Below are 21,932 nucleotides of genomic sequence, written 5' to 3'. Positions count from 1 at the left end.
AAGAATTATGGTTTGAGAGGCTTGATTTCGCGTTCTAGCGATCTGGCCCCAATTCCTCTTAGAGGTATTCTTGCGTGGCGGTTTGTCGGACTGGCGGATCGAATAAGCGTTTCCCGCAAGCAGGGGAATGCACGTGGGGTGATCTCGGAAGGGGAGCGCGAACGACATGAGGATGTCGATGGGTCGGGTGGGCCGGCAATTGCTGGGATTGGCCACCATCGCCTTGGTGGCGACTGGAGTCACGCTGGCGACGGGTGGTGCGGCCTTGGCCGAGCTCGGGCAGCCGGCGCCGTGGGAGTGGACGCTTCAGCAGTCCGGTTCCCCGGTGATGGACAACATCGTCTGGTTCCATAACTTCCTCTTCGTGCTGATCACTCTGATCACGCTGTTCGTCCTGGCGCTGCTCGTGATCGTGGTCGTCAAGTTCAACGCGAAGGCCAATCCGGTGCCGTCGCGGACCACCCACAACACGCTGATCGAGGTGGCTTGGACGCTCGTCCCGGTGCTGATCCTGGTCGGCATTTCGGTGCCGTCGTTCCGGCTGCTGTTCCTGGAGCTCGACATTCCGAAAGCGGACTTGACCGTGAAGGCGACCGGCAAGCAGTGGTACTGGTCCTATGCCTATCCGGATAACGGCAAGTTCGAATTCGATTCGCTGATGGCGCAGGACAAGCAGCCCCGTCTGCTCGGCGTCGACAACGAGATGGTGGTGCCGGTCAACAAGGTGATTCGCGTCCAGACCACGGGTGCGGACGTCATCCATGCGTTCGCGCTGCCGGCTTTCGGCGTCAAGATCGACGCCATTCCCGGCCGTCTGAACGAGACCTGGTTCAAGGCTACCAAGACCGGCATGTACTACGGTCAGTGCTCGGAACTGTGCGGCAAGGATCACGCCTTCATGCCGATTGCGATCCGCGTGGTGAGCGACCAGGAGTTCGCCTCCTGGGTCGAGACGGCGAAGAAGAAATTTGCGAGCGGCGGCACCAGCACCTACGCCTCCGCGGCCGGCCCGACGCAGTAAGCGCCGGGGGCGGCCTGAGGGACTGAAAGCGATAAGGGTGGGACCTCCAAAGGTCCGAATGGGACGCAAGGCAGGATTTGAAAATGGCAACGAGCGCAGCGGCACAGGGCGATCACGCGCATCATGACGAGCATGCCCATCCGACCGGATGGCGGCGCTACGTCTATTCGACCAATCACAAGGACATCGGCACGATGTACCTGATCTTCGCGGTCGTCGCCGGCATCATCGGTGCGGCGATGTCGATCGCGATCCGGGCCGAGTTGATGTATCCGGGCGTGCAGGTCTTCCACGAGGCCCATACCTACAACGTGTTCGTGACCTCGCATGGCTTGATCATGATCTTCTTCATGGTCATGCCCGCGATGATCGGCGGCTTCGGCAACTGGTTCGTGCCGCTGATGATCGGCGCGCCAGACATGGCGTTCCCGCGCATGAACAACATCTCGTTCTGGCTGCTGCCGGCATCGTTCGCGCTGCTCTTGATGTCGACCTTCGTCGAGGGCGAGCCGGGCTCCAACGGCGTCGGGGCGGGTTGGACCATCTACGCGCCGCTGTCGACCTCGGGCCATCCCGGCCCGGCGGTTGACTTCGCGATCCTGTCGCTGCACCTCGCCGGTGCTTCCTCGATCCTGGGCGCGATCAACTTCATCACCACCATCTTCAACATGCGCGCGCCGGGCATGACCCTGCACAAGATGCCGCTGTTCGTGTGGTCGATCCTGGTGACGGTGTTCCTGCTGCTGTTGTCACTGCCGGTGCTCGCCGGTGCGATCACCATGCTGCTCACCGACCGCAATTTCGGCACGACGTTCTTCGCCCCCGACGGCGGCGGCGACCCCGTGCTGTTCCAGCATCTGTTCTGGTTCTTCGGTCACCCCGAGGTCTACATCCTGATCCTGCCCGGCTTCGGCATGATCAGCCAGATCGTCTCGACCTTCTCGCGCAAGCCCGTGTTCGGCTATCTCGGCATGGCCTATGCCATGGTCGCGATCGGCGGCATCGGCTTCGTGGTGTGGGCGCACCACATGTACACGGTCGGCATGTCCTCGGCGACGCAGGCCTATTTCGTCGCCGCCACGATGGTCATCGCGGTTCCGACCGGCGTGAAGATCTTCTCCTGGATAGCCACGATGTGGGGCGGCTCGATCGAATTCCGCGCGCCGATGATCTGGGCGGTGGGCTTCATCTTCCTGTTCACGGTCGGCGGCGTGACCGGCGTCGTGCTGGCGAACGCGGGTGTCGATCGGGTGCTCCAGGAGACGTACTACGTCGTCGCCCACTTCCACTACGTGCTGTCGCTCGGCGCGGTATTCGCAATCTTCGCCGGCTGGTACTACTGGTTCCCGAAGATGTCGGGCTACATGTACAATGAGGGCCTTGCCAAGCTGCACTTCTGGGTCACCTTCGTCGGCGTCAACCTGGTGTTCTTCCCGCAGCACTTCCTCGGCCTGTCCGGCATGCCGCGCCGCTACATCGACTATCCCGATGCGTTCGCGGGCTGGAACCTGGTCTCGTCGGTCGGCTCATACATCTCCGGCTTCGGCGTGCTGATCTTCCTCTACTGCGTGCTGGACGCCTTCATGAAGAGGGTGCCGGCAGGCGACAATCCCTGGGGTGCCGGCGCGACCACGCTGGAGTGGACGCTGTCCTCGCCGCCGCCCTTCCACCAGTTCGAAGTGCTGCCCCGCGTGCAGTAACCAATCCCCCGCGGCGCCCGTGACGGGCGCCGCGGCGCTGTAACGAAGCGAGTAGATCTAAGTGTCCGTCCTCGACCACAACGCCATCGACATCAATCCCCACATCTCCGAAGCGGAGGTTGGCGATTATCTCGCATTGCTCAAGCCGCGGGTGATGTCGTTGGTGATCTTCACTGCGCTGGTCGGGATGGCGATGGCCCCGGGGCATTTCCACCCGGTGCTGGCGATCACCTCGCTGCTCTGCATTGCCGTCGGCGCCGGTGCCTCCGGGGCGCTCAACATGGCGCTCGAAGGCGACATCGACGCCAAGATGTCGCGCACGGCGAACCGGCCGATCCCGCGCGGCCGCATCACCCGCCCCGAGGCGATGGCGTTCGGCATGACGCTCGCCTTCTTCTCGGTGATGACGCTCGGCATCCTCGTCAACTGGATCGCGGGTGCGCTGCTCGCCTTCACCATCTTCTTCTACGTCGTGATCTACACGATGTGGCTGAAGCGCTGGACCGCGCAGAACATCGTGATCGGCGGCGCCGCCGGTGCGCTGCCGCCGGTGGTGGCCTGGGCCTCGGTGACGGGCACGGTCGATGTCGAGCCGCTGCTGCTGTTCGCCATCATCTTCTTCTGGACCCCGCCGCATTTCTGGGCGCTGGCGCTGTTCCGCTCCGACGACTACGCGCGCGCCGGCATTCCGATGCTGCCGAACGTCGCCGGTCCCGACGCCACGCGTCTGCAGATCCTGCTCTACACCATCGTGCTGATCGCGGTCGCCGCCGCGCCCTGGGCGCTCGGCTATTTCGATGCCGTCTACGGCGTGGTCTCGCTGATTCTCGGTGCCGGCATGCTGGTGCTCGCCATCAACGTCTATCTGCGCCGCGAGCGCAGCCAGTCGCTGCGCGCGACCCGCAAGCTGTTTGCCTTCTCGATCCTGTACCTGTTCGCGCTGTTTGCGACCCTGCTGGCCGAGGTCGTGTACCGGGCGCTTGCTCCGATGGTTGGGGGCGCATGATCACCGCGATGGCCGACAAACCCGAGCCGGAAGGAATCGTCCTCACCGAGGCGCAGCGGAAGAGCCGTCGTCAGCGCTCCATCGCGATCGCTTTGGCGCTCGGCGTGCTCGTGGTGCTGTTCTTCGCCGTCACCATGGTCAAGGGGCCGGCCGTGCTCGTGCGGCCGATGTAGGAAATATGGATCACGAGCCCACCATATCGCAGGACGTCAGCGCCAAGCCGGGCCATCGCAACGTGGGCAAGGGCCGCGGGCTGGGGCGCGATGTGGTGGTCGCGTCCATCTGCGGCGGCGTGGTCGCGCTGATGGTCGGCGCCTCCTACGCGGCGGTGCCGTTCTACAATTGGTTCTGCCGCGCCACCGGATTCAACGGCACGACGCAGGTGGCGACCTCTGCGCCGGCCACGGGCCCGATCGCGCGGAAGATCTCGGTGCGCTTCGATTCCAACGTCGCGCCCGGCCTGCCCTGGAAGTTCGAGCCGGAGCAGAGCGAGATCGAGGTCAATATCGGCCAGGTCGTGACCGTCTTCTACACCGTGACCAACCAGGCGGCGCGCGCCACCGCGGGCCAGGCCGCCTATAACGTCGCGCCCCTGACGGTCGGCGCCTATTTCCAGAAGATCAACTGCTTCTGCTTCACCGAGCAGACCATGGCACCCGGTGAGAAGCGCGAGATGCCGGTCGTGTTCTACGTCGACCCGTCGATCGCCGCCGACCACGAGAACGACGGGCTGAGCACGATCACGCTGTCCTACACGTTCTATCCGGTGCGCGATCCCGTGGTGAAACCGCTGGCATCGGGCGAAGCCGACAAGCGCAAGGGAAATCTTTGACCGCAGGGCTCACGCGCAGGCGGTTGGACGCAAGGGGATAAGTGCCGGACAGGCACGGGATTGAGGAGAGAGACGGAAATGGCCACGGCGCACACCAAGCATCACGACTATCACCTGGTCGATCCCTCTCCCTGGCCGGCGGTCGGCTCGCTCTCGGCCTTCATCATGGCGGTCGGCGCGGTCGCCTGGATGCACCACATGTTCTCGGCGGCGCCGATCGTATTCGGCGTCGGCACCGTGGGCGTGCTCTACACCATGGCGAGCTGGTGGGCCGACGTGATCAAGGAGGCCCAGTACAAGGGCGATCACACCCGGGTCGTGCAGCTGCATCACCGCTACGGCATGATCCTGTTCATCGCCTCCGAGGTGATGTTCTTCGTCGCCTGGTTCTGGGCCTATTTCAACGCGGCGCTGTTTCCGGCCGATGCCGTCCACGCCACCCGCGATGCGGTGTTCGGTTGCGGCCTCGGCACGCAGCCCGGCGCCTGCGCGGTCCCGGGCACCTGGCCGCCGAAGGGCATCGAGACCTTCGATCCCTGGCATCTGCCGCTGCTGAACACGCTGATCCTGCTCACGTCAGGCACCACCGTCACCTGGGCGCACCATGCGCTGCTCGAGAACGACCGCCAGGGCCTGAAGTATGGCCTGATCCTCACCGTCGTGCTCGGCGCGCTCTTCACCTGCGTGCAGGCCTATGAGTACGCCCACGCGGCGTTCTCCTTCGGCGGCAACGTCTATGGCGCGACGTTCTTCATGGCGACCGGATTCCACGGCTTCCATGTGCTGGTCGGCACCATCTTCCTGCTGGTGTGCCTGTTCCGCGCCTATGCCGGCCACTTCACGCCGAAGCAGCATCTCGGCTTCGAGTTCGCGGCCTGGTACTGGCACTTCGTCGACGTGGTCTGGCTGTTCCTGTTCCTCTGCATCTACGTCTGGGGACGCGGCGCCGAGACCATGGCCAGCGCCGCGCACTGAGCCCGATCGAACCGATCAGGAAGGGCGGCCGCAGGGCCGCCCTTTCGCTTTCCGGCCGCCCGAAGTTTCGTCGGAAACTGTGATAGAGTCCGCCATCATGAACGACAGTGCCGGCACACCCCCGTCCGAAACCACCGTCCTGCAAAGCGCGCTGCGTGGGCTTGCCTGCAAATGCCCGCGCTGCGGCCAAGGCAAGCTTTATGCGGGCTTTCTGACGCTCGCGCCCGCATGCGACCGTTGCGGGCTCGACTATGCCTTCATCGATACCGGCGACGGCCCGGCGATCTTCATCATCATGCTGGCCGGCGGCATCGTCGTCGCGTGCGCCCTCATCGTCGAAGTCAAATACCAGCCGCCATATTGGCTGCATGCGGTGCTCTGGCTGCCGCTCATCCTCGCCACCACGCTGTTGCCGCTGCGCTCGATGAAGTCGTTGCTGATCGCGCTGCAATTCCACCACAAGGCGGCGCCGGGCCGGTTGGTCGATCGCGCGAAATGAACGAGCCTGCGTCGCGCAAGGCCCCCGTGGCCGGCTTCGCGCTGTTCACGCTGTTCCTCACGGCTGTGTTCGTGGCGCTCGGTGTCTGGCAGCTGCAGCGCCGCACCGCCAAGCACGAGTTGATTGCGGCGCTCACCGAGCGGCTTGCGGCCGCGCCGGTTGCGCTGCCGCCGTCCGCGCAATGGGCCGCGCTCAATCCCGCCCGCGACGAATTCCGCCGCGTCAGCTTCACCGCGACCTACGCAGCCCTCCCCGATGCAATGGTCTATTCCTCCGGCTCGGCGGTGCGCAAGGACGCCTCCGGCCCCGGCACCTGGGCGTTCCTGCCGGCGCGGCTTCCCGGCGGCGAGATGGTCGTGATCGACGCGGGTTTCGTCGAGAACACGATGCAGGACCGCGGCGTCGAGGATCGCGCGGTGAACAAGCTCGTCACGGGCCAACCGGTTGAGCTCACCGGCTATCTGCGCTTTCCCGAGGCGCCAAGCTGGCTGACTCCGGCGGAGAATCGCGGCAAGCGGCTCTGGTTCGTGCGCGATCATCTGGCAATCGCAAGCGTGCTGGGCTGGGGCACGGTTGCGCCGTTCTATATCGATCTCGAACGGCCCGCGCCGGCGAACGGCATCCCGCGTCCGGGACCGCTCCAGGTGAATCTCAAGGACGACCATCTGCAATATGCAATCACCTGGTTCACGCTTGCAGGCGCCGTGCTCATCGCCTTCGGCGTGTGGGCAGGAGGCCGGCGGCAGAGCTGAGCTCATTGGCAGGTCCATCGAGGGAACCCGGTATCGCCCGGGGTTTATTATTCAGCGCATATTCACGAGGGTGGTTCTAAGCCGCCAATATTGTCCGCGGCAGATTGGGTGCGGCGTGAGTGATTTCGACCAGATGGGAATTATCGTCGACTGGGTGGATGCCTGCCGTAAGGGCGACCTCACAGCCCTGCTCGACCTCTATGCCGACGACGCGCAGCTCGAATGCACCTGCGACGGCGCGCGGCGCTTTCGTGGCCGGAGCGAGATCGAGGCCTATTGGCAGCCGCGGCTCAGCGCCTTCTCCTCGGCGGGGTTCGGGCTGGAAGAGATCAATCCCGCGCCCCACGGCGTCCACCTCGAATATTCCGTCGCCGGCGCGCTGCGCATTCAGGCCTCGTTCCGCTTCAGCCCGGATGGCAAGATCCGCAGCACGCTGTGCGAACCGGCGCGACAGAATGCGCATGATGGTTGCGCCTGCTGAATTAGCCTGGTGACGGAACGTCCCGCATCGTCTCCGCCGGAAGGCGGCAGCGCACGTAGGTTCGGTCATCCACGCGCAACAGCGATAGCGATCCGCTGAGCGCGCGCACGCGCTCATGCATGCCGGTCAGGCCCCGGCCGAAGACGTTGTCCGCAGGGAAACCGCCGCCATCGTCGGAGATCTCGACGACGAGCGTCTTGTCGGCAACCGTCGCCTGCACATGTGCGTTGCCCGCGTTGGCATGTCGCAGCACGTTGGTCAGTGCCTCCTGGATCACTCGATAGACGGTCTGCGCCAGCGGTCCGCCGATTGCGCTGAGATCGCGATCGATCGCATCCGTCAGCACGATATGAGGTGCCTGCTTGCGAAAATTCCGGAGCAGCGTTTGCACGCTGCTCGAAAGGCCGAGCTCTTCGATATAGAGCGGCCGCAGCCGGTCCAGGATGCGGCGGTTGGTCTGCTGCAGGGCCTCGACCGATTGCAGCAGGTCCTGTGCCGAATTGCCGAGATGTCCCGTTGGCTCGGAGGCATCGGTCAGCGCGATCGTGCCGGCGCGGATGCTGAAGAGGAGGGGCCCGAGCTCGTCGTGCAGTTCGCGGGCGAGATCGCGCCGCTCGTCATCCTGCAGCGACACCAGGCGGTGCATCAGATCGCGATTGTCCTGGCTGAGTTGCGCCAGTGTCGCTGCCAGCGCATTGGCTTCCTCGCAGCTCTGCCGAATCTCCGGCGGTCCTCCGACCGGGATCGGCCTTGCGTAGTCGCCGCGCCGAATCCGCGTAAGACCGTCGCCGAGATGTTGCAGGGGGCGCAGGGCCGAACCGGCGAAGACATAGGCGACGGTGCCGGTGAGCACCATCAGGACAGCGACCAGGCTGGTCAGCGCAAGGAAGCCGATCCACTTCTCGAACAAGTCGGCCGATATGTCCGGGAAGAACACGATATCGCCGACATGTCTGCCGTCTATGACGATCGGAAACGCCGCTTCCATCTCTGGTATGGTGATGAGGTTGACGAACCATTGCGGAACCTTCTTCAGGTTGCGCAAGTCTTTCGGAGAAGGCGGGGGACCTCCGTCCATGCGGCGGAATTGAATATCCGTGGAGGCGTCCAAGGACTGAACAAATGCATCGAGGGTCTTTTGCGGATTGTCCGATGCGCGCAGGGTGCTGTTGAGCGCGGCGGCGATGGTCTGGATCGAGCGTCGAGCCGGCTCGTGTTCATCAGCTACCTGACCTGGTGCAAATATCTGCAGTAATATGCCGCCCAGGATCAGGGCTGCGAGAAGGCTCGCGCCGAGCGGGAGAAACAATTGCGTTCGGAACGAAAGTCGTCGCCACATTAGGTCAATTCTAACGCGTATCGGCCGGATTTGCTCTTTCCATTTATTCCCGGCGGGCTATGAGTCGAAAAACAAGAGAGTGCGCGATGCAAGATACCGCCAAGCTGGCGACGAGGGTCCTGATCGTCGACGACCATCCCGTGGTGCTGTCCGGCTGCCGCACCCTGTTCGCATCCGACCATTCAATCCGCATTGACGAGGCGAGTGATGCCAAATCCGGGCATCGCGCCTATGTCAGCAAGCGGCCCGACGTCACCGTGATTGACATCAGCCTGCCCGACGTCTCCGGGTTCGAGCTGATGCGGCGCATCCGCAAGGACGACCCCGACGCCAAGATCATCATGTTCAGCATGAACGACGATCCGGCGTTCGTCGTGCGGGCCGTCGAGCTCGGGGCGCAGGGCTATGTCTCCAAAGGCGACGATCCCAGGATCCTGCTCAAAGCGGTGCGCAAGGTGGTCGCGGGTGACAACTTCATCTCGCCGCAGCTTGCGGAAGCCGTGACGTTTTCCGGCGCGGCGATCAAGGCCAACCCCGCGTCACAGATGACGCCGCGGGAGCTCGAAATTCTTCGCTTGCTCGGACGCGGCGACAAGATCGTCGAGGTCGCCGAGGCGCTCGGCATCTCCTACAAGACGGTCGCCAACACCACGTCCCTGCTCAAGCAGAAGCTTGGCGCCAAGAACCATTCCGACCTGATCCGGATCGCAGTGGAAATCGGAATGAACTGACTTTCGCCATCGACCGAACCGGCTGCTCCGGGATGCAGCGGTTCGGCCGACGGATCGACGCCGCCGTTGGCCGGGCAATGCATTGGACAACGGGCTGACACCCATCCGCCGACACAATGGGCCGAGGCTGTATTCGTTCCCGCGACTGATTCGGGAAAAAGCGGAATTCAGGGTCAGGATCACGGCCGGGACTTGGCTGCAACTGCCAAAAGCGAACCAGAGCCGGATCGGGAAGAATAGGAACATTTTCGATACGCGCGGGGTTTTGGACTTGACGATTTCGTGACAGGCGACGAAAGCTTGCCGGAACAGTTTTGAGGGTTCGGCGACCCCGACGAGGCAACTGGTCTGCACACAACGACAGGCCTTCCAAGAGAAGGGCTGCGGCAATGCCGCAGCCCTTTTTCATTGGGCGAGGGGGTACGCCGGAAGCGGTTTCCCGATGCCGCAAAACACTCTATGGTGGTTCAAAGCCACCGGCTGTTGACAAGTAATTACGTAAAATCAAAGGCTTAAGGGTCGAGCTCCGGCCCGGCCGCCTTTGGAGGGCAGTTTGACTCGCTATATCTCGACCCGGGGCGAAGCCCCCGAACTCGGCTTTTGTGACGTGATGCTGACCGGGCTTGCCCGCGACGGCGGCCTGTATGTGCCGGCGGTGTGGCCACAGTTTCCGAGCGAGACGATCGCCGGCTTCTTCGGCCGCCCCTATTGGGAGGTCGCGGTCGACGTGATTCGTCCCTTCGCCGGTGGCGAGATTTCCGACGCCGAGCTCGGGCGGATGGCGAACGAGGCCTATGCCACCTTCCGCCATCCTGCGGTGGTGCCGCTGCGCCAGATGTCCCCGCACCAGTTCGTGCTGGAGCTGTTCCACGGTCCGACGCTCGCCTTCAAGGACGTAGCGATGCAGCTGATCTCGCGGCTGATGGACCATGTGCTCGAAAAGCGCGGCCAGCGCACCACCATCGTGGTCGCGACGTCAGGCGATACCGGCGGCGCCGCGGTCGAAGCCTTTGCGGGCCTCGAGAACGTCGATCTCGTCGTGCTGTTTCCGCACGGCCGCATCTCCGAGGTGCAGCGGCGGATGATGACCACGACGGGCGCGGCCAACGTCCATGCGCTCGCCATCGAAGGCACCTTCGACGACTGCCAGGCGCTCGTGAAGGGGATGTTCAACAACCATCGCTTCCGCGATGCGACCTCGCTCTCCGGCGTCAATTCCATCAACTGGGCGCGCATCGTCGCGCAGGTGGTCTACTATTTCACCTCTGCCGTCGCGGTCGGTGCTCCGGCGCGCGCGGTCGATTTCGTCGTTCCGACGGGCAATTTCGGCGACATCTTCGCCGGCTACGTCGCCAAGCGCATGGGGCTGCCGGTGCGCACCCTGCGCATCGCCGCCAACGTCAACGACATCCTGGCGCGCACGCTGAAGACCGGCATCTACGAGGTGCGTGAGGTGCACGCGACGGCATCGCCGTCGATGGACATCCAGATCTCCTCGAACTTCGAACGGCTGCTGTTCGAGGCCGGCCGGCGCGATGGCGCCGGCGTGCGTCGCCTGATGGAACAGCTGAAGCAGTCCGGCCGCTTCGTGCTACCCGATGCGACACTCGCCGCGATCCGCGAGGAGTTCGATGCCGGGCGCGCTGACGAGACCGAGACTGCGGCTGCGATCCGCGCCGCCTGGCGCGAAGCAGGCGAGCTGGTCGATCCTCATACCGCCGTGGCGCTCGCCGTCGCGGACCGCGACACCACCGATACGAAGGTGCCGAGCATCGTGCTCTCCACCGCCCATCCGGCCAAGTTCCCAGACGCCGTCGAGGCGGCTTGCGGCCAGCGGCCGCAACTGCCGGCCTGGCTCGACGGCCTGATGACCAAATCCGAACACATGAGGGTGATGAAGAACGATCAGGTCGAGCTCGAGCGGTTCGTGCTGTCCGCCAGCCGCGCCGCAAAGCAGGGAGTTGCCGGATGAGCGTCGAGATGTCCAAGCTTGCCTCCGGCCTCACCGTCGTCACCGACGAGATGCCCCACCTCGAGACGGCGGCGCTCGGTGTCTGGGCCGGCGTCGGCGGACGCGACGAGAAGCCGAACGAGCACGGCATCTCGCATCTGTTGGAACACATGGCGTTCAAGGGCACGACCAGGCGCTCCTCGCGCGAGATCGTCGAGGAGATCGAGGCGGTCGGCGGCGACCTCAATGCCGGCACCTCGACCGAGACCACGTCCTATTACGCGCGGGTGCTGAAGGCCGACGTGCCGCTCGCGCTCGACGTGCTCGCCGACATCCTTGCCAATCCCGCCTTCGAGCCCGACGAGCTGGAGCGCGAGAAGAACGTCATCGTGCAGGAGATCGGTGCCGCGCAGGACACGCCCGATGACGTCGTGTTCGAGCATCTGAACGAGCTCTGCTATCCCGACCAGCCGATGGGCCGTTCGCTGCTCGGCACCGCCAAGACGCTGCGCGCCTTCAACCGCGACATGCTGCGTGGCTATCTGTCGACGCATTATCGCGGGCCCGACATGGTGGTGGCCGCGGCCGGGGCGGTCGACCACGGTCAGGTCGTCGCCGAGGTCGAAAAGCGTTTTGCGAGCTTCGAGGGGACGCCCGGGCCGAAGCCGCAGGCCGCTCGGTTCGGCCAGGGCGGCGCCAAGGTGGTGCATCGCGAGCTCGAGCAGGCGCATCTGACGCTGGCGCTCGAGGGGGTGCCGCAGACCGATCCTTCGCTGTTCTCGCTGCAGGTCTTCACCAATGTCCTTGGCGGCGGAATGTCGTCGCGCCTGTTCCAGGAGGTGCGCGAGAAGCGCGGCCTCTGCTACTCCATCTACACCTTCCACGCCCCCTACACCGATACCGGCTTTTTCGGCCTCTATACCGGCACCGATCCCGCCGATGCGCCGGAGATGATGGAGGTCGTGGTCGACATCATGAACGAATCGGTGGAGACGCTGACTGAGGCCGAGATCGCCCGAGCCAAGGCACAGATGAAGGCGGGGTTGCTGATGGCGCTGGAGAGCTGCTCCTCCCGCGCCGAGCAGCTCGCCCGGCATGTGCTGGCCTACGGGCGGCCGCAGACAGTGCAGGAACTGGTTGCCCGGATCGACGCCGTCAGCATCGAATCGACGCGGGACGCGGCCCGTGCGCTCCTGTCGCGCAGCCGGCCTGCGGTCGTCGCATTGGGCAGCGGCAGGGGTCTGGACACGGCGGTGTCTTTTGCGGAAGGATTGACACGGGCGCGCGCCAAGGCGCGGCTGCATTAGGAGCCGCGCGCGGGCCTCGCCCCGGGAAGCATCACATGGCCCTCTTTCGCCTGCCATCCAGTGGACCCGCCGCCCTGGCGCCGCGCGGCAACGGGCTGCTCCTGCGCGCGCCGCAAATGTCCGACTTCCTGCAATGGGCTCATTTGCGCGAGACCAGCCGCGACTATCTGACGCCTTGGGAGCCGATCTGGCCGTCCGACGATCTCACCCGCTCCGGCTTCCGCCGCCGCCTGCGCCGCTATGCCGAGGACATTGCCGCGGACCGCTCCTATCCCTTTCTGATCTTCCGCGAGCTCGACGGTGCCCTGGTCGGCGGCATCACGCTCGCCAATGTCCGGCGCGGCATCGTGCAGGCCGGCACCATCGGCTATTGGGTCGGCCAGCCTTATGCCCATCGCGGCTACATGACGGCCGCACTCCGGGTGCTGCTGCCGACGCTGTTCGGCGAGCTCAATCTGCACCGGGTCGAGGCCGCCTGCATCCCGACCAATGCGCCGTCGATCCGGGTGCTGGAGAAGTGCGGCTTCTCGCGCGAGGGCCTGGCGCGCCGCTATCTCTGCATCAACGGGGTCTGGCAGGATCACCTGCTGTTCGGCCTGCTGCACGAGGACTTCCGCGGCTGAGCAGCCTGATGGATGCGGCCAAATCCCTTCTTGCCGCCTTGGGTTCGCCGATATTGGCGATATAACCCGGCCGGAACATTGTCATGGAGTACGGGTGTTGATGGTGCAGGAGCTTCGGTCATCGCGGACGAGGTTGCGGCGGGGCGCAGCGGTCGTGCTGGCATTATCGGTCGGGCTCGCCTCCGTCTCGCCGGTGGCGGCACAGTCGTTGACCGACCGCTTCAAGAGCCTGTTCGGCGGCAAGTCCGACGAGCCGGCGGAGCCGAAGCCGGCGCCTGCGCCCGGGCAGCCGGCCGAAGACGACCTCGATTGCCCGCAGGTCACGGTGCGCGCGGGCGCCTCGACCTACGCGGTCGGCGCCAGCGGCAAGCCGGCGGTCGGCAATGACATCCGCTTCCAGGCCTCGATCACCAAGATGGCGCGCGAATGCTTGCGCAGCAGTGCCGGCATCACCGCCCGGATCGGCATCCAGGGCCGCGTCATCGCCGGCCCCGCCGGGGCGCCTGCCTCCGTCGAGGTGCCGCTGCGCATCGCCGTCGTGCAGGGCGGCGTCGGCGAGAAGGTGATCGCCTCGAAGGCCTACCGGACCACGGTGGCCATGTCGGAAGGCGGCAGCGTGCCCTTCACCTTCGTCGCCGAGGATCTGGCCTATCCGGTGCCGGCGCCCGCGGTCGCCGATACCTACATCTTCTATGTCGGCTTCGACCCGCAGGCGCTCTCGCCGGAGCCGAGAGGGAAGAAGAAGAAGTAGGGGAGATCTTGCGGCAATGTCAGCTGTCATTGCCCGCGAAGGCGGGCAATCCAGTATTCCAGAGGCCGCGGTGCTTGAACTGAGAAGCCTCGGCGCACTGGATCACCCGCCCCAGTGCGCAAGTGCGCACAAGGTGGGTGATGATACCGCACTTGTGGATGCTGTTACCCGACAGACAAAAAAGCCGGCGCTCGTCGCGCCGGCTTTTTGATTGGGTAAGGCAAATCCCTCAGTTCAGCTTCTGCCTGACTTCGTTGATGCCCTTGGCGAGCAGGTTGTCGGCGATCTGGCCCTTGACTGACTGCGACAGGATCGTGGAGGCAGCCTGCACGGCGGCTTCCGCGGCGGCTGCCCGGACGTCCGCGAGAGCCTGAGCCTCGGCGAGTGCGATCTTGCCCTCGGCGGTCTTGGTGCGGCGGGTGACGAAATCTTCCAATTTCGCCTTGGCCTCTGCTGCGATGCGCTCCGCTTCGGCGTTCGCGTTGGCGATGATGTCGGCGGCCTCGCGCTCGGCACCGGCAGTGCGCGCCTTGTAGTCGGCGAGCACCTTGGTGGCCTCCTGCTTGAGGCGCGCCGCCTCGTCCAGCTCGGCCTTGATACGAGCGGCGCGATGATCGAGCGCCGACATCGCCGTCTTGAACACCCCCACATAGGCGAAGATCACCATCAGGATCACGAAGGCGACGGCGACCCAAAACTCAGGTGTGAAGAACATCGAGACTAACCCTTCAAGGTCGCATCAACGGCGGCATTGACCGACGCTGCATCCGGAACGACGCCCGTGAGCTGCTGAACGATGGTGCCGGCTGCATCGGCCGCGATGCCGCGGACGTTGCTCATGGCGGTCGCGCGGGTCGAGGCAATGGTCTTCTCCGCCTCGGCGAGCTTGGCGGACAGTTGCTCTTCCAGCGCCTTGCGTTCGGCTTCCGCCTGCGCATTCGCCTTCTCGCGGGATTCGTTGCCGATCGCCTGTGCGCGTGCGCGCGCCGACGCGAGCTCGCCTTCATAGGCCTTGAGCGCCGCCTCGGACTGGTCCTTCAGCTTCTGCGCTTCGGCGAGATCGCCCTCGATCTTGTTCTGACGCGCCTCGATCGCACCCCCGACACGCGGCAGCGCGAACCGGGAGACGATCAGATACAGCGCGACGAAGGCGATCGCGAGCGACACCAGTTGCGAAGCAAAGGTGCTGCTCTCGAAAGGCGGAAAGCCACCGCCGTGGTGACCGCCATCGGCCTCCGTGTGAGCGCCGGTACCTTTGGCGCCGCCATGACTTTCAGCCATGGAGTTCTCCTGTTGCTGTCAGACGCGCCGCCTCCCACCTGGAAGCGGCGCGAAACGCGTTCAGAGCGGGACGAACAGCAGCAGCAGAGCGATCAGCAGCGAGAAGATGCCGAGCGCTTCGGTCACGGCGAAGCCGAAGATCAGGTTGCCGAACTGACCCTGAGCAGCTGCCGGGTTGCGCATGGCTGCGGACAGATAATTGCCGAAGATGAAGGCCACGCCGATGCCGGCGCCGCCCATGCCGATGCACGCGATGCCCGCGCCGAGAAACTTAGCTGCTTGCGGATCCATTTTTGACTCCTTGGAAGAAAGACAGGTGTGGGTGGAAAAGCACCCGGATCACTCAGTGTCCAGGGTGAATGGCGTCGTTGAGGTAGATACAGGTCAAGATCGCAAACACATAGGCTTGCAGGAACGCGACCAGCAGTTCGAGCGCGGTGAGCGCGACGGCGAGCGCCAGCGGCATGACACCGCCGATCCAGCCGACCACGCCAAGAGACGCGCCGAGCATGGCAACGAAGCCGGCGAACACCTTCAGCGCGATGTGGCCCGCGAGCATGTTCGCGAACAGTCGAACGCTGTGCGAGACCGGCCGCAGGAAGAACGACAGCACCTCGATCGCCATGACCAGCGGCAGGATGTAGCCGGGAACGCCCGAGGGCACGAACACTTTCAGGAACTTCAGGCCGTTCTTGTAGAGGCCGTAGATCAGGACCGTGAAGAACACCAGCAGCGCCAGCGCCGCAGTGACGATGAGATGGCTCGTCACGGTGAACGTGTACGGAACGATGCCTACGAGGTTCGAGACGCAGATGAACATGAACAGCGAGAAGATCAGCGGGAAGAACCGCATGCCATCCGCTCCGGCAGTGCTGCGGATCATGCTGGCCACGAACTCATAGGAGAGCTCGGCCACCGACTGCAGACGCCCCGGAACCAGCTGCTTGCCGCTGGTGAGCAGAAGCAGCGCGATGATCCCCACCGCGACGAACATGTAGAGAGAGGCATTGGTGAAGGCGATCGTGTGATCGCCGATACGGCCGATCGTGAAGAGCGGTTCGACGTTGAACTGATGGATCGGGTCGATTTTCATCCGCGCGGCATCTCTCGTCTGCTGGACAAGCCGACCAGTGAAGATTGGTCGGCCGGCTGTGCCGGCGAGCGGCACGACAGTTAACCCGGCTAGGCCAATTACGAACCACCGCGCCTGTTCGGACCCGCGCCTGCCGTTCTCACCACATTCACCACGCCGGCGATGAAGCCCAGCAGCAGGAACGCGATGAATCCGAAAGGCGACGTCGACAGCAAGTGGTCGAACCCCCAGCCAATCCCCGCTCCGACAGCGACGCCGGCGATCAACTCCGAGGATAGTCGGAAACCAAGCGCCATCGCCGAGGCTCTGGCCGCTTTGTCTCCATCGTCACCTGCGGGTTGCTCGGTCTTGGCCCGGCGGTCGCGAAATTCGGACAACCGCTGATCAAGATTTCCGAGCCGATCGGAAAGCGCGGCTTCCTCGGGCGATCTATCGCGATCTCCATCCTCGCCGTGTCCCGTGCCCTGTGTCATGCAACGAAGACCCGAAACGCTGCGGCTGAATGGAAATTGCGCCCGTCACCCTCAAAAGCCGCGCGGACCATACTGATGGCCTATAATCAAGTCAAGCCAAGTCACGATTGCGTCGCTTCCGATTATGTATTTGATTTACTTGATGATATTGACGCGCACGGCAGCGCTGCACACAGCGTGACGCCGCACCGCAGCAGGTCTGCTTGCGAACGGCGGACGCAGCCGTGCTTTCGCCGCGCTCGCGGGATCAAAGAAGCCGCCGCGTTCGTTGATTTCGGGGGCGGCTTTTTGGCGGCGGATTGCCGGCTGGGGGTGTAGAATTGCAACCGCAGCCGCAGCAGTGCCGGGCGGAGACAATGATGAGACCTGCGACGTCATCCACGACATCATGGCTCGCGGCGGCGGCCGCGGTGATGGTAGTCAGCGGCGGCCTCGCGGCCGCGCAATCTACGCCCGACGGCGAAAATGGCCGCTACAGCATGACGCCCATCCCCGAGGGCGTGCTGCGGCTCGACACGCGCACCGGCACGGTGTCGACCTGCACCAGGAACGGCGCCGGTTGGGCCTGCTACGCGGTGCCCGACGAGCGGACCGCACTCGACGCCGAGATCGGCAGGCTCCAGGCCGAGGTCGAGCGGCTGAAGGCACAGCTCGCGGCGGGGCCAACGGTATCGGGCAAGATCGACGAGGCGCTGCCGAAATCCGATCCACTCAGGAAGCCCGAGCCCAAGGTCGCCGAGGGCGAGCGCAAGATCGAGATCCCGCTGCCGAGCGAGCAGGACGTCGACCGCATGATGTCGTTCCTGGAAAAGGCCTGGCGGCGGCTGATCGACATGGCCAACCGCGTGCAGAAAGACGTGTCGGGGAAGATCTGATGCGGGCCCCTCCATGACATCAGCCAGATCCGTCACCCGCTCCGCACCATCGTCCGTACAGGCCACGACCGTCACATCGGCACTGCTCACCGTGCAGACGCCTGGCCGCGGCTTCACCGATCTGACCAGCGAGGCCGCGAGATTCATCGCCGAGGCGCACCCGGGTGAGGGCGCGTTGACGCTGTTCATCCGCCACACCTCGGCCTCGCTGACGATCCAGGAGAACGCCGATCCCTCCGTGCTGGTCGATCTTACGACGGCGCTGTCACGGCTCGCGCCGGAGAACGCGGGGTGGACCCATGATACCGAGGGGCCGGACGACATGCCGGCCCATATCAAGACCATGCTGACGCAGACTTCGCTTCAGGTCCCGGTCCTGAGCGGCAAGCTCGCGCTCGGCACCTGGCAGGCGATCTACCTGATCGAGCATCGCAGCCGCCCGCACCGCCGTGAGATCGTGCTGCAATTCATCGGCAGCGATCGATAACCACACAAAGCAAAACCGGCCGCGGAGACCGCGGCCGGTTGGTGTCGTCGATTGTTCTGCGATCAGGTCGCCTTGATGTCGACGTCCTTGGTTTCCGGCAGGAACAGGAAGCCGATCACCACGGTAATCGAGGCGAAGATGATCGGGTACCACAGACCGGCATAGATGTCGCCTGTCGAGGCCACGATGGCGAAGGCGGTGGCAGGCAGGAGGCCGCCGAACCAGCCGTTGCCGATGTGGTAGGGCAGCGACATCGAGGTGTAGCGGATGCGGGTTGGGAACAATTCGACCAGCATCGCCGCGATCGGGCCGTACACCATGGTCACGAACAGGACCAGGACGAACAGCAGGCCGATGATCGCCGCCGGCTGCGGACGGAAGACGTCGAACGGATGCGACATCTTCACGATGCCGGTGTCACCCGCCTTGGGATAGCCGGCCGCCTGCACCGCGGCGAGAACCGCCGGGTTGCTGTCCTTGGCGTTGGCGTAGGGCACGTCCTTGCCGTTGACCACGACCTTCACGTCCGAGCCGGCCGGACCTGGCGTCGTCGTGTACCTGACCGACGATTGCGACAGGTAGGCGCGCGCGGTGTCGCAAGGCGCGGTGAAGACGCGGGTGCCGACCGGGTTGAACAGATCGCCGCACTTGGCGGGATCGGCCACCACCTCGACCTTGACCGTCTCGATGGCCTTTTCCAGCGCCGGGTTGGCGTTGGAGGTGATCATCTTGAAGATCGGGAAGAAGGTCAGCGCCGCGATCAGGCAGCCGCCGAGGATGATCGGCTTGCGGCCGATCTTGTCGGAGAGCATGCCGAACACGATGAAGAAGCCGGTGCCGAGCAGCAGCGACCATGCAATCAGCAGGTTGGCGGTATAGCCATCGACCTTCAGGATCGATTGCAGGAAGAACAGCGCGTAGAACTGGCCGGTGTACCAGACCACGCCCTGGCCCATCACACCACCGAGCAGGGCGAGCAGCACGAGCTTGCCGTTCTGCCAGTTGCCGAAGGCCTCCGTCAGCGGCGCCTTCGAACCCTTCCCCTCTTCCTTCATCTTCTGGAAGATCGGCGATTCGTTCAGGCGAAGCCGGATCCAGACCGAGATGCCGAGCAGCAGCACCGAGACCAGGAACGGAATGCGCCAGCCCCACGCTGCGAAATCGGCCTCACCGAGCGCGGTGCGGGTGAACAGAATCACCAGCAGCGACAGGAACAGGCCGAGGGTTGCCGTGGTCTGGATGAAGGAGGTGTAGAAGCCGCGCTTGCCGTTCGGCGCATGCTCCGCGACGTAGGTCGCCGCACCGCCATATTCGCCGCCGAGCGCCAGACCTTGGGCGAGGCGCAGCACGATCAGGATGATCGGGGCCGCGATGCCGATGGTCGCCGCGTTGGGCAACAGGCCGACGATGAAGGTCGACAGACCCATGATCAGGATGGTGACGAGGAAGGTGTATTTGCGGCCGACGATGTCGCCGACACGGCCGAACACAATCGCGCCGAACGGACGCACCAGGAAGCCCGCGGCAAACGCCAGCAGCGCGAAGATATCGCGGGTTGCCGGCGGATAGGCCGAGAAGAACTGCGCGCCGATGATGCCGGCCAGCGAGCCGTAGAGATAGAAGTCGTACCACTCGAAGACGGTACCGAGCGAGGAGGCGAGAATGACGAACCGTTCGTCCTTCGTCATCCCCTGCGCGCTCGATTGAGACACAGCCATTGTCGACATGTTTGAGTCGCTCCCCGAAAATCGTTTCCTCTCGCCCCCAGAATGTCCGGACGTGCCGGATCAGCCCAGGTCTTGGCCACAAGGTAACATCGGCGTGAAACCCTCCCCAATACGACTTTCGGCCTTGCGCACTGGTGCTGCGGTATCCAGCGCCGGTGTGCAAATGCCAAGCCGGGGGGATTAACCCCTTTGCAGCAAAGGGATAATGTCCACTTGCATGCCACGGCCGCTCGGGGAAGAATTGACGCACCCGGGATCTGTTCGCCGATCCGCCGCGAACGACAGCTAGAGAACGATGAACGCTCCTTCGACCCATCTCGTCATCGCCGACGATCATCCCCTGTTCCGCGATGCGCTGCGGCAGGCGGTGGCGGGCGTTCTCCCCTCGGCCCGGATCGACGAGGCCGGAACCTTCGAGGATTTGACCAAGCTCCTGGAGCAGACCTCCGAGGTCGATCTGGTCATGCTCGACCTCTCCATGCCCGGGATCTCCGGCTTTTCCGGCCTTATCTATCTGCGCGCGCAATACCCGGCGATTCCGGTCGTGATCGTCTCGGCATCCGACGACAGCGCCACGATCCGCCGCTCGCTCGATTTCGGCGCGTCCGGCTTCATCCCGAAGCGGTTCGGGGTCGAAACCTTGCGCGATGCCATCCTCAAGGTGATGGAGGGCGACGTCTGGGTCCCCGCCGATACCGACCTCTCCGCCGCCGCCGATCCCGACATGACCCGCCTGCGCGACCGCCTGGTGACGCTGACGCCGCAGCAGGTCCGGGTCCTGATGATGCTGTCGGAAGGCCTTCTCAACAAGCAGATCGCCTACGAGCTCGGTGTCTCAGAGGCCACCATCAAGGCGCATGTCTCGGCGATCCTGCAAAAGCTCGGCGTCGAGAGCCGGACGCAAGCGGTGATTGCCGCGGCGAAGATCGCCGGCAGCCAGTGGAAGCAGGGCACGCCGACGGGGTAGCGTTTGCGCGTCAACTGGCGGATGTCCGGGCTCGCGGCAGAGCGCAATCATTCGTCGCGATGAGAGCTTCGGCGGTTTTGACCCGTGTGGGCATGTCGATCGATGGATTAGCTGGACCGCTAAACCGTCGTTTGGAATAGACCGCCAGTAGCTGACGCGGCTAAGTTGGGGTCAAACCCCGGAGGATGAAGATGCCGTACTTCACAGCCAACCAGACCCAATCCGATCGCACGTCTAAGGTGCTTGCAGATGTCTTCTGTGCGCTTTTACTAGGGACCTTTTCCATCGTCTTTTTCGGCCTGGTTGGCGGCCTTATTGCTTTAGTTCTGCTGGAAGCTTGCTTGCTCGCCCTCGATTGGGTGATGCCGAGCGACGATGATGCCGCTGGGGTTGTCCGCTAGGAGATCAAGGGCCAACGAATGAGCAAGCCCGTAAAATCTGAAAGCGAACTCGTCGCCATGGCGAGAGCCGAGTTGAAGGTCCACGCCGACTGTCCCGATGGAATGACGATTTCCATCCTCCGCGACGGGAAATCCTGGGAATTTCGGGCCAGCGCTGATCAGGCGACCTCTGATCGGCCGGGCTATCCTGAATGCGTTGCCATGCTGGTCCAGATTGGGGATCACCTCTGCAGGCAGTACGACGTCGAGGGTTAGGCGCGCCTCGACAGCCGACACCGGTCAGAAGATGCGGTCGATCACCATCGTCAGGCCAGCTGAGAAGGCCATGATGATCACCAGGGGGACTCCTGTCTCAAAGAATGGCAGCTCCATCCACCGATGTGACTGCCCGTTGCGAGGCAGGAAGACCCAGAGGAGAGCGATCGACAAGACGACCAGGAATGCGCCGATCACGAAATCCTCCTCTGGAGCAGTGATATCTCGCTGGAGGTTGTCCTCCGCCGGTCGCGTCGCCGGTAAGCCCCGAAGGTCAACCCAATTAAGCCTAGTGACGCTAACTTAGACATTGCTGCGGCAAACTGTCCATTTTCCTGTTGACCGGGAATTGGCCGACGGTAAAGGTGGCCCTGCTTCACGCGGCGGCTGAGACCTGAACGTGTC

The 21,932-nt window shown here is 64.3% G+C and carries 29 protein-coding genes; 21 read left to right on the top strand and 8 right to left on the bottom strand.

Annotated elements, in window-relative coordinates; all coding sequences use genetic code 11:
• Positions 1-166: 166 nt before the first annotated feature.
• From coxB to I6F31_RS09950, 9 genes are all read left to right on the top strand, one after another.
• Positions 167-1,021 (top strand): cytochrome c oxidase subunit II, encoded by an 855-nt coding sequence (gene coxB / locus I6F31_RS09990; protein ID WP_035996579.1) that lies wholly within the window; start codon positions 167-169, stop codon positions 1,019-1,021.
• An 83-nt stretch (positions 1,022-1,104) separates the two neighbouring features.
• The gene (ctaD, locus tag I6F31_RS09985) at positions 1,105-2,721 is read left to right on the top strand and encodes a cytochrome c oxidase subunit I (RefSeq protein ID WP_225185325.1); all 1,617 of its coding nucleotides are present in this window, start codon (positions 1,105-1,107) and stop codon (positions 2,719-2,721) included.
• A gap of 61 nt (positions 2,722-2,782) precedes the next feature.
• Positions 2,783-3,727, top strand: a complete 945-nt coding sequence (locus I6F31_RS09980; protein ID WP_035996584.1) for a heme o synthase — start codon at positions 2,783-2,785, stop codon at positions 3,725-3,727.
• On the top strand, positions 3,724-3,900 hold the full coding sequence (locus tag I6F31_RS09975) for a hypothetical protein (RefSeq protein WP_035996586.1): 177 nt from the start codon (positions 3,724-3,726) through the stop codon (positions 3,898-3,900). The genes I6F31_RS09980 and I6F31_RS09975 overlap by 4 nt, the downstream gene beginning before the upstream one ends.
• A 5-nt stretch (positions 3,901-3,905) precedes the next feature.
• Positions 3,906-4,559, top strand: coding sequence for a cytochrome c oxidase assembly protein (locus I6F31_RS09970; protein ID WP_225113005.1), 654 nt, complete (start codon positions 3,906-3,908; stop codon positions 4,557-4,559).
• Between the two features lie 78 nt (positions 4,560-4,637).
• On the top strand, positions 4,638-5,534 hold the full coding sequence (locus I6F31_RS09965; RefSeq protein WP_035996590.1) for a cytochrome c oxidase subunit 3: 897 nt from the start codon (positions 4,638-4,640) through the stop codon (positions 5,532-5,534).
• Between the two features lie 97 nt (positions 5,535-5,631).
• Positions 5,632-6,033 carry a DUF983 domain-containing protein gene (locus I6F31_RS09960; protein WP_035996593.1) on the top strand — a complete coding sequence of 134 codons (402 nt, stop codon included), beginning with the start codon at positions 5,632-5,634 and terminating at the stop codon, positions 6,031-6,033.
• Positions 6,030-6,785 (top strand): SURF1 family cytochrome oxidase biogenesis protein, encoded by a 756-nt coding sequence (locus I6F31_RS09955; protein ID WP_225157539.1) that lies wholly within the window; start codon positions 6,030-6,032, stop codon positions 6,783-6,785. The genes I6F31_RS09960 and I6F31_RS09955 overlap by 4 nt, the downstream gene beginning before the upstream one ends.
• 115 nt (positions 6,786-6,900) lie before the next feature.
• Entirely contained in the window at positions 6,901-7,266 is a 366-nt protein-coding gene (locus I6F31_RS09950) for a nuclear transport factor 2 family protein (RefSeq protein ID WP_035996598.1), read from the top strand.
• Position 7,267: 1 nt separating this feature from the next.
• On the opposite strand, the gene I6F31_RS09945 is transcribed toward I6F31_RS09950, so the two are convergent.
• The gene (locus I6F31_RS09945; RefSeq protein WP_225128518.1) at positions 7,268-8,605 is read right to left on the bottom strand and encodes a histidine kinase; all 1,338 of its coding nucleotides are present in this window, start codon (positions 8,603-8,605) and stop codon (positions 7,268-7,270) included.
• A gap of 86 nt (positions 8,606-8,691) precedes the next feature.
• Here I6F31_RS09945 and I6F31_RS09940 point away from each other — a divergent pair, with 86 nt between their 5' ends.
• The 6 genes from I6F31_RS09940 (at position 8,692) to I6F31_RS09915 (ending at position 14,179) form a co-directional block, all read left to right on the top strand.
• Positions 8,692-9,336 carry a response regulator transcription factor gene (locus I6F31_RS09940; protein WP_028178165.1) on the top strand — a complete coding sequence of 215 codons (645 nt, stop codon included), beginning with the start codon at positions 8,692-8,694 and terminating at the stop codon, positions 9,334-9,336.
• 553 nt (positions 9,337-9,889) lie between these two features.
• Positions 9,890-11,308 carry a threonine synthase gene (gene thrC, locus I6F31_RS09935; protein WP_035996607.1) on the top strand — a complete coding sequence of 473 codons (1,419 nt, stop codon included), beginning with the start codon at positions 9,890-9,892 and terminating at the stop codon, positions 11,306-11,308.
• Entirely contained in the window at positions 11,305-12,594 is a 1,290-nt protein-coding gene (locus I6F31_RS09930) for a pitrilysin family protein (protein ID WP_036020577.1), read from the top strand. Before thrC ends, I6F31_RS09930 begins: the two co-directional genes overlap by 4 nt.
• 35 nt (positions 12,595-12,629) lie before the next feature.
• Positions 12,630-13,217 carry a GNAT family protein gene (locus tag I6F31_RS09925; RefSeq protein ID WP_035996611.1) on the top strand — a complete coding sequence of 196 codons (588 nt, stop codon included), beginning with the start codon at positions 12,630-12,632 and terminating at the stop codon, positions 13,215-13,217.
• A 100-nt stretch (positions 13,218-13,317) separates the two neighbouring features.
• Entirely contained in the window at positions 13,318-13,968 is a 651-nt protein-coding gene (locus I6F31_RS09920; protein WP_035996613.1) for a hypothetical protein, read from the top strand.
• A 16-nt stretch (positions 13,969-13,984) separates the two neighbouring features.
• Complete coding sequence (locus I6F31_RS09915; protein ID WP_225157537.1) at positions 13,985-14,179, top strand: hypothetical protein; 195 nt, start codon at positions 13,985-13,987, stop codon at positions 14,177-14,179.
• Positions 14,180-14,197: 18 nt separating this feature from the next.
• Here the strand turns inward: I6F31_RS09915 and I6F31_RS09910 are convergent, their stop codons facing one another.
• From I6F31_RS09910 to I6F31_RS09890, 5 genes are all read right to left on the bottom strand, one after another.
• On the bottom strand, positions 14,198-14,683 hold the full coding sequence (locus I6F31_RS09910; RefSeq protein WP_225185324.1) for an ATP F0F1 synthase subunit B: 486 nt from the start codon (positions 14,681-14,683) through the stop codon (positions 14,198-14,200).
• 5 nt (positions 14,684-14,688) lie between these two features.
• Complete coding sequence (locus tag I6F31_RS09905) at positions 14,689-15,249, bottom strand: F0F1 ATP synthase subunit B (RefSeq protein WP_036040220.1); 561 nt, start codon at positions 15,247-15,249, stop codon at positions 14,689-14,691.
• Between the two features lie 60 nt (positions 15,250-15,309).
• On the bottom strand, positions 15,310-15,540 hold the full coding sequence (locus tag I6F31_RS09900; RefSeq protein ID WP_008541273.1) for a F0F1 ATP synthase subunit C: 231 nt from the start codon (positions 15,538-15,540) through the stop codon (positions 15,310-15,312).
• A gap of 52 nt (positions 15,541-15,592) precedes the next feature.
• Positions 15,593-16,342, bottom strand: coding sequence for a F0F1 ATP synthase subunit A (locus I6F31_RS09895; protein ID WP_035996621.1), 750 nt, complete (start codon positions 16,340-16,342; stop codon positions 15,593-15,595).
• Between the two features lie 98 nt (positions 16,343-16,440).
• Entirely contained in the window at positions 16,441-16,815 is a 375-nt protein-coding gene (locus I6F31_RS09890) for an AtpZ/AtpI family protein (protein ID WP_035996624.1), read from the bottom strand.
• A gap of 75 nt (positions 16,816-16,890) precedes the next feature.
• Here I6F31_RS09890 and I6F31_RS09885 point away from each other — a divergent pair, with 75 nt between their 5' ends.
• From I6F31_RS09885 to I6F31_RS09875, 3 genes are read left to right on the top strand one after another with little or no spacing between them, the layout of a single operon-like run.
• Positions 16,891-17,133 carry a hypothetical protein gene (locus tag I6F31_RS09885; protein ID WP_162130829.1) on the top strand — a complete coding sequence of 81 codons (243 nt, stop codon included), beginning with the start codon at positions 16,891-16,893 and terminating at the stop codon, positions 17,131-17,133.
• A 41-nt stretch (positions 17,134-17,174) separates the two neighbouring features.
• The gene (locus tag I6F31_RS09880; RefSeq protein WP_036040226.1) at positions 17,175-17,690 is read left to right on the top strand and encodes a hypothetical protein; all 516 of its coding nucleotides are present in this window, start codon (positions 17,175-17,177) and stop codon (positions 17,688-17,690) included.
• A gap of 13 nt (positions 17,691-17,703) precedes the next feature.
• Positions 17,704-18,177, top strand: a complete 474-nt coding sequence (locus I6F31_RS09875) for a secondary thiamine-phosphate synthase enzyme YjbQ (protein ID WP_225185323.1) — start codon at positions 17,704-17,706, stop codon at positions 18,175-18,177.
• 62 nt (positions 18,178-18,239) lie between these two features.
• Here the strand turns inward: I6F31_RS09875 and I6F31_RS09870 are convergent, their stop codons facing one another.
• Complete coding sequence (locus I6F31_RS09870) at positions 18,240-19,865, bottom strand: MFS transporter (RefSeq protein WP_193375171.1); 1,626 nt, start codon at positions 19,863-19,865, stop codon at positions 18,240-18,242.
• A gap of 334 nt (positions 19,866-20,199) precedes the next feature.
• Here I6F31_RS09870 and I6F31_RS09865 point away from each other — a divergent pair, with 334 nt between their 5' ends.
• From I6F31_RS09865 to I6F31_RS09855, 3 genes are all read left to right on the top strand, one after another.
• The gene (locus I6F31_RS09865; RefSeq protein ID WP_036020594.1) at positions 20,200-20,871 is read left to right on the top strand and encodes a response regulator transcription factor; all 672 of its coding nucleotides are present in this window, start codon (positions 20,200-20,202) and stop codon (positions 20,869-20,871) included.
• A gap of 191 nt (positions 20,872-21,062) precedes the next feature.
• The gene (locus tag I6F31_RS09860; protein WP_036020622.1) at positions 21,063-21,272 is read left to right on the top strand and encodes a hypothetical protein; all 210 of its coding nucleotides are present in this window, start codon (positions 21,063-21,065) and stop codon (positions 21,270-21,272) included.
• Between the two features lie 18 nt (positions 21,273-21,290).
• Positions 21,291-21,527 carry a hypothetical protein gene (locus tag I6F31_RS09855; RefSeq protein WP_025033504.1) on the top strand — a complete coding sequence of 79 codons (237 nt, stop codon included), beginning with the start codon at positions 21,291-21,293 and terminating at the stop codon, positions 21,525-21,527.
• Positions 21,528-21,551: 24 nt separating this feature from the next.
• Here the strand turns inward: I6F31_RS09855 and I6F31_RS09850 are convergent, their stop codons facing one another.
• Positions 21,552-21,725, bottom strand: a complete 174-nt coding sequence (locus I6F31_RS09850; RefSeq protein WP_157785976.1) for a hypothetical protein — start codon at positions 21,723-21,725, stop codon at positions 21,552-21,554.
• Positions 21,726-21,932: the final 207 nt, after the last annotated feature.

The organism is Bradyrhizobium sp. NBAIM01 (genome assembly GCF_020194115.1).
Taxonomy (GTDB): domain Bacteria; phylum Pseudomonadota; class Alphaproteobacteria; order Rhizobiales; family Xanthobacteraceae; genus Bradyrhizobium; species Bradyrhizobium yuanmingense.
The sequence above is the reverse complement of the archived record's forward strand: the minus strand, read 5'-3'. Positions and strand labels throughout refer to the sequence as shown.

What these genes read in the sequence shown, in the direction of transcription:
- coxB (WP_035996579.1), top strand. Translation starts at nt 167, where the DNA reads ATGAGGATGTCGATGGGTCGGGTGGGCCGGCAATTGCTGGGATTGGCC.
- ctaD (WP_225185325.1), top strand. Translation starts at nt 1,105, where the DNA reads ATGGCAACGAGCGCAGCGGCACAGGGCGATCACGCGCATCATGACGAG.
- I6F31_RS09975 (WP_035996586.1), top strand. Translation starts at nt 3,724, where the DNA reads ATGATCACCGCGATGGCCGACAAACCCGAGCCGGAAGGAATCGTCCTC.
- I6F31_RS09970 (WP_225113005.1), top strand. Translation starts at nt 3,906, where the DNA reads ATGGATCACGAGCCCACCATATCGCAGGACGTCAGCGCCAAGCCGGGC.
- I6F31_RS09965 (WP_035996590.1), top strand. Translation starts at nt 4,638, where the DNA reads ATGGCCACGGCGCACACCAAGCATCACGACTATCACCTGGTCGATCCC.
- I6F31_RS09960 (WP_035996593.1), top strand. Translation starts at nt 5,632, where the DNA reads ATGAACGACAGTGCCGGCACACCCCCGTCCGAAACCACCGTCCTGCAA.
- I6F31_RS09955 (WP_225157539.1), top strand. Translation starts at nt 6,030, where the DNA reads ATGAACGAGCCTGCGTCGCGCAAGGCCCCCGTGGCCGGCTTCGCGCTG.
- I6F31_RS09945 (WP_225128518.1), bottom strand. Translation starts at nt 8,605, where the DNA reads ATGTGGCGACGACTTTCGTTCCGAACGCAATTGTTTCTCCCGCTCGGC.
- I6F31_RS09940 (WP_028178165.1), top strand. Translation starts at nt 8,692, where the DNA reads ATGCAAGATACCGCCAAGCTGGCGACGAGGGTCCTGATCGTCGACGAC.
- I6F31_RS09930 (WP_036020577.1), top strand. Translation starts at nt 11,305, where the DNA reads ATGAGCGTCGAGATGTCCAAGCTTGCCTCCGGCCTCACCGTCGTCACC.
- I6F31_RS09925 (WP_035996611.1), top strand. Translation starts at nt 12,630, where the DNA reads ATGGCCCTCTTTCGCCTGCCATCCAGTGGACCCGCCGCCCTGGCGCCG.
- I6F31_RS09920 (WP_035996613.1), top strand. Translation starts at nt 13,318, where the DNA reads ATGGTGCAGGAGCTTCGGTCATCGCGGACGAGGTTGCGGCGGGGCGCA.
- I6F31_RS09915 (WP_225157537.1), top strand. Translation starts at nt 13,985, where the DNA reads ATGTCAGCTGTCATTGCCCGCGAAGGCGGGCAATCCAGTATTCCAGAG.
- I6F31_RS09910 (WP_225185324.1), bottom strand. Translation starts at nt 14,683, where the DNA reads ATGTTCTTCACACCTGAGTTTTGGGTCGCCGTCGCCTTCGTGATCCTG.
- I6F31_RS09905 (WP_036040220.1), bottom strand. Translation starts at nt 15,249, where the DNA reads ATGGCTGAAAGTCATGGCGGCGCCAAAGGTACCGGCGCTCACACGGAG.
- I6F31_RS09900 (WP_008541273.1), bottom strand. Translation starts at nt 15,540, where the DNA reads ATGGATCCGCAAGCAGCTAAGTTTCTCGGCGCGGGCATCGCGTGCATC.
- I6F31_RS09895 (WP_035996621.1), bottom strand. Translation starts at nt 16,342, where the DNA reads ATGAAAATCGACCCGATCCATCAGTTCAACGTCGAACCGCTCTTCACG.
- I6F31_RS09890 (WP_035996624.1), bottom strand. Translation starts at nt 16,815, where the DNA reads ATGACACAGGGCACGGGACACGGCGAGGATGGAGATCGCGATAGATCG.
- I6F31_RS09885 (WP_162130829.1), top strand. Translation starts at nt 16,891, where the DNA reads ATGGCCTATAATCAAGTCAAGCCAAGTCACGATTGCGTCGCTTCCGAT.
- I6F31_RS09880 (WP_036040226.1), top strand. Translation starts at nt 17,175, where the DNA reads ATGAGACCTGCGACGTCATCCACGACATCATGGCTCGCGGCGGCGGCC.
- I6F31_RS09875 (WP_225185323.1), top strand. Translation starts at nt 17,704, where the DNA reads ATGACATCAGCCAGATCCGTCACCCGCTCCGCACCATCGTCCGTACAG.
- I6F31_RS09870 (WP_193375171.1), bottom strand. Translation starts at nt 19,865, where the DNA reads ATGACGAAGGACGAACGGTTCGTCATTCTCGCCTCCTCGCTCGGTACC.
- I6F31_RS09865 (WP_036020594.1), top strand. Translation starts at nt 20,200, where the DNA reads ATGAACGCTCCTTCGACCCATCTCGTCATCGCCGACGATCATCCCCTG.
- I6F31_RS09860 (WP_036020622.1), top strand. Translation starts at nt 21,063, where the DNA reads ATGCCGTACTTCACAGCCAACCAGACCCAATCCGATCGCACGTCTAAG.
- I6F31_RS09855 (WP_025033504.1), top strand. Translation starts at nt 21,291, where the DNA reads ATGAGCAAGCCCGTAAAATCTGAAAGCGAACTCGTCGCCATGGCGAGA.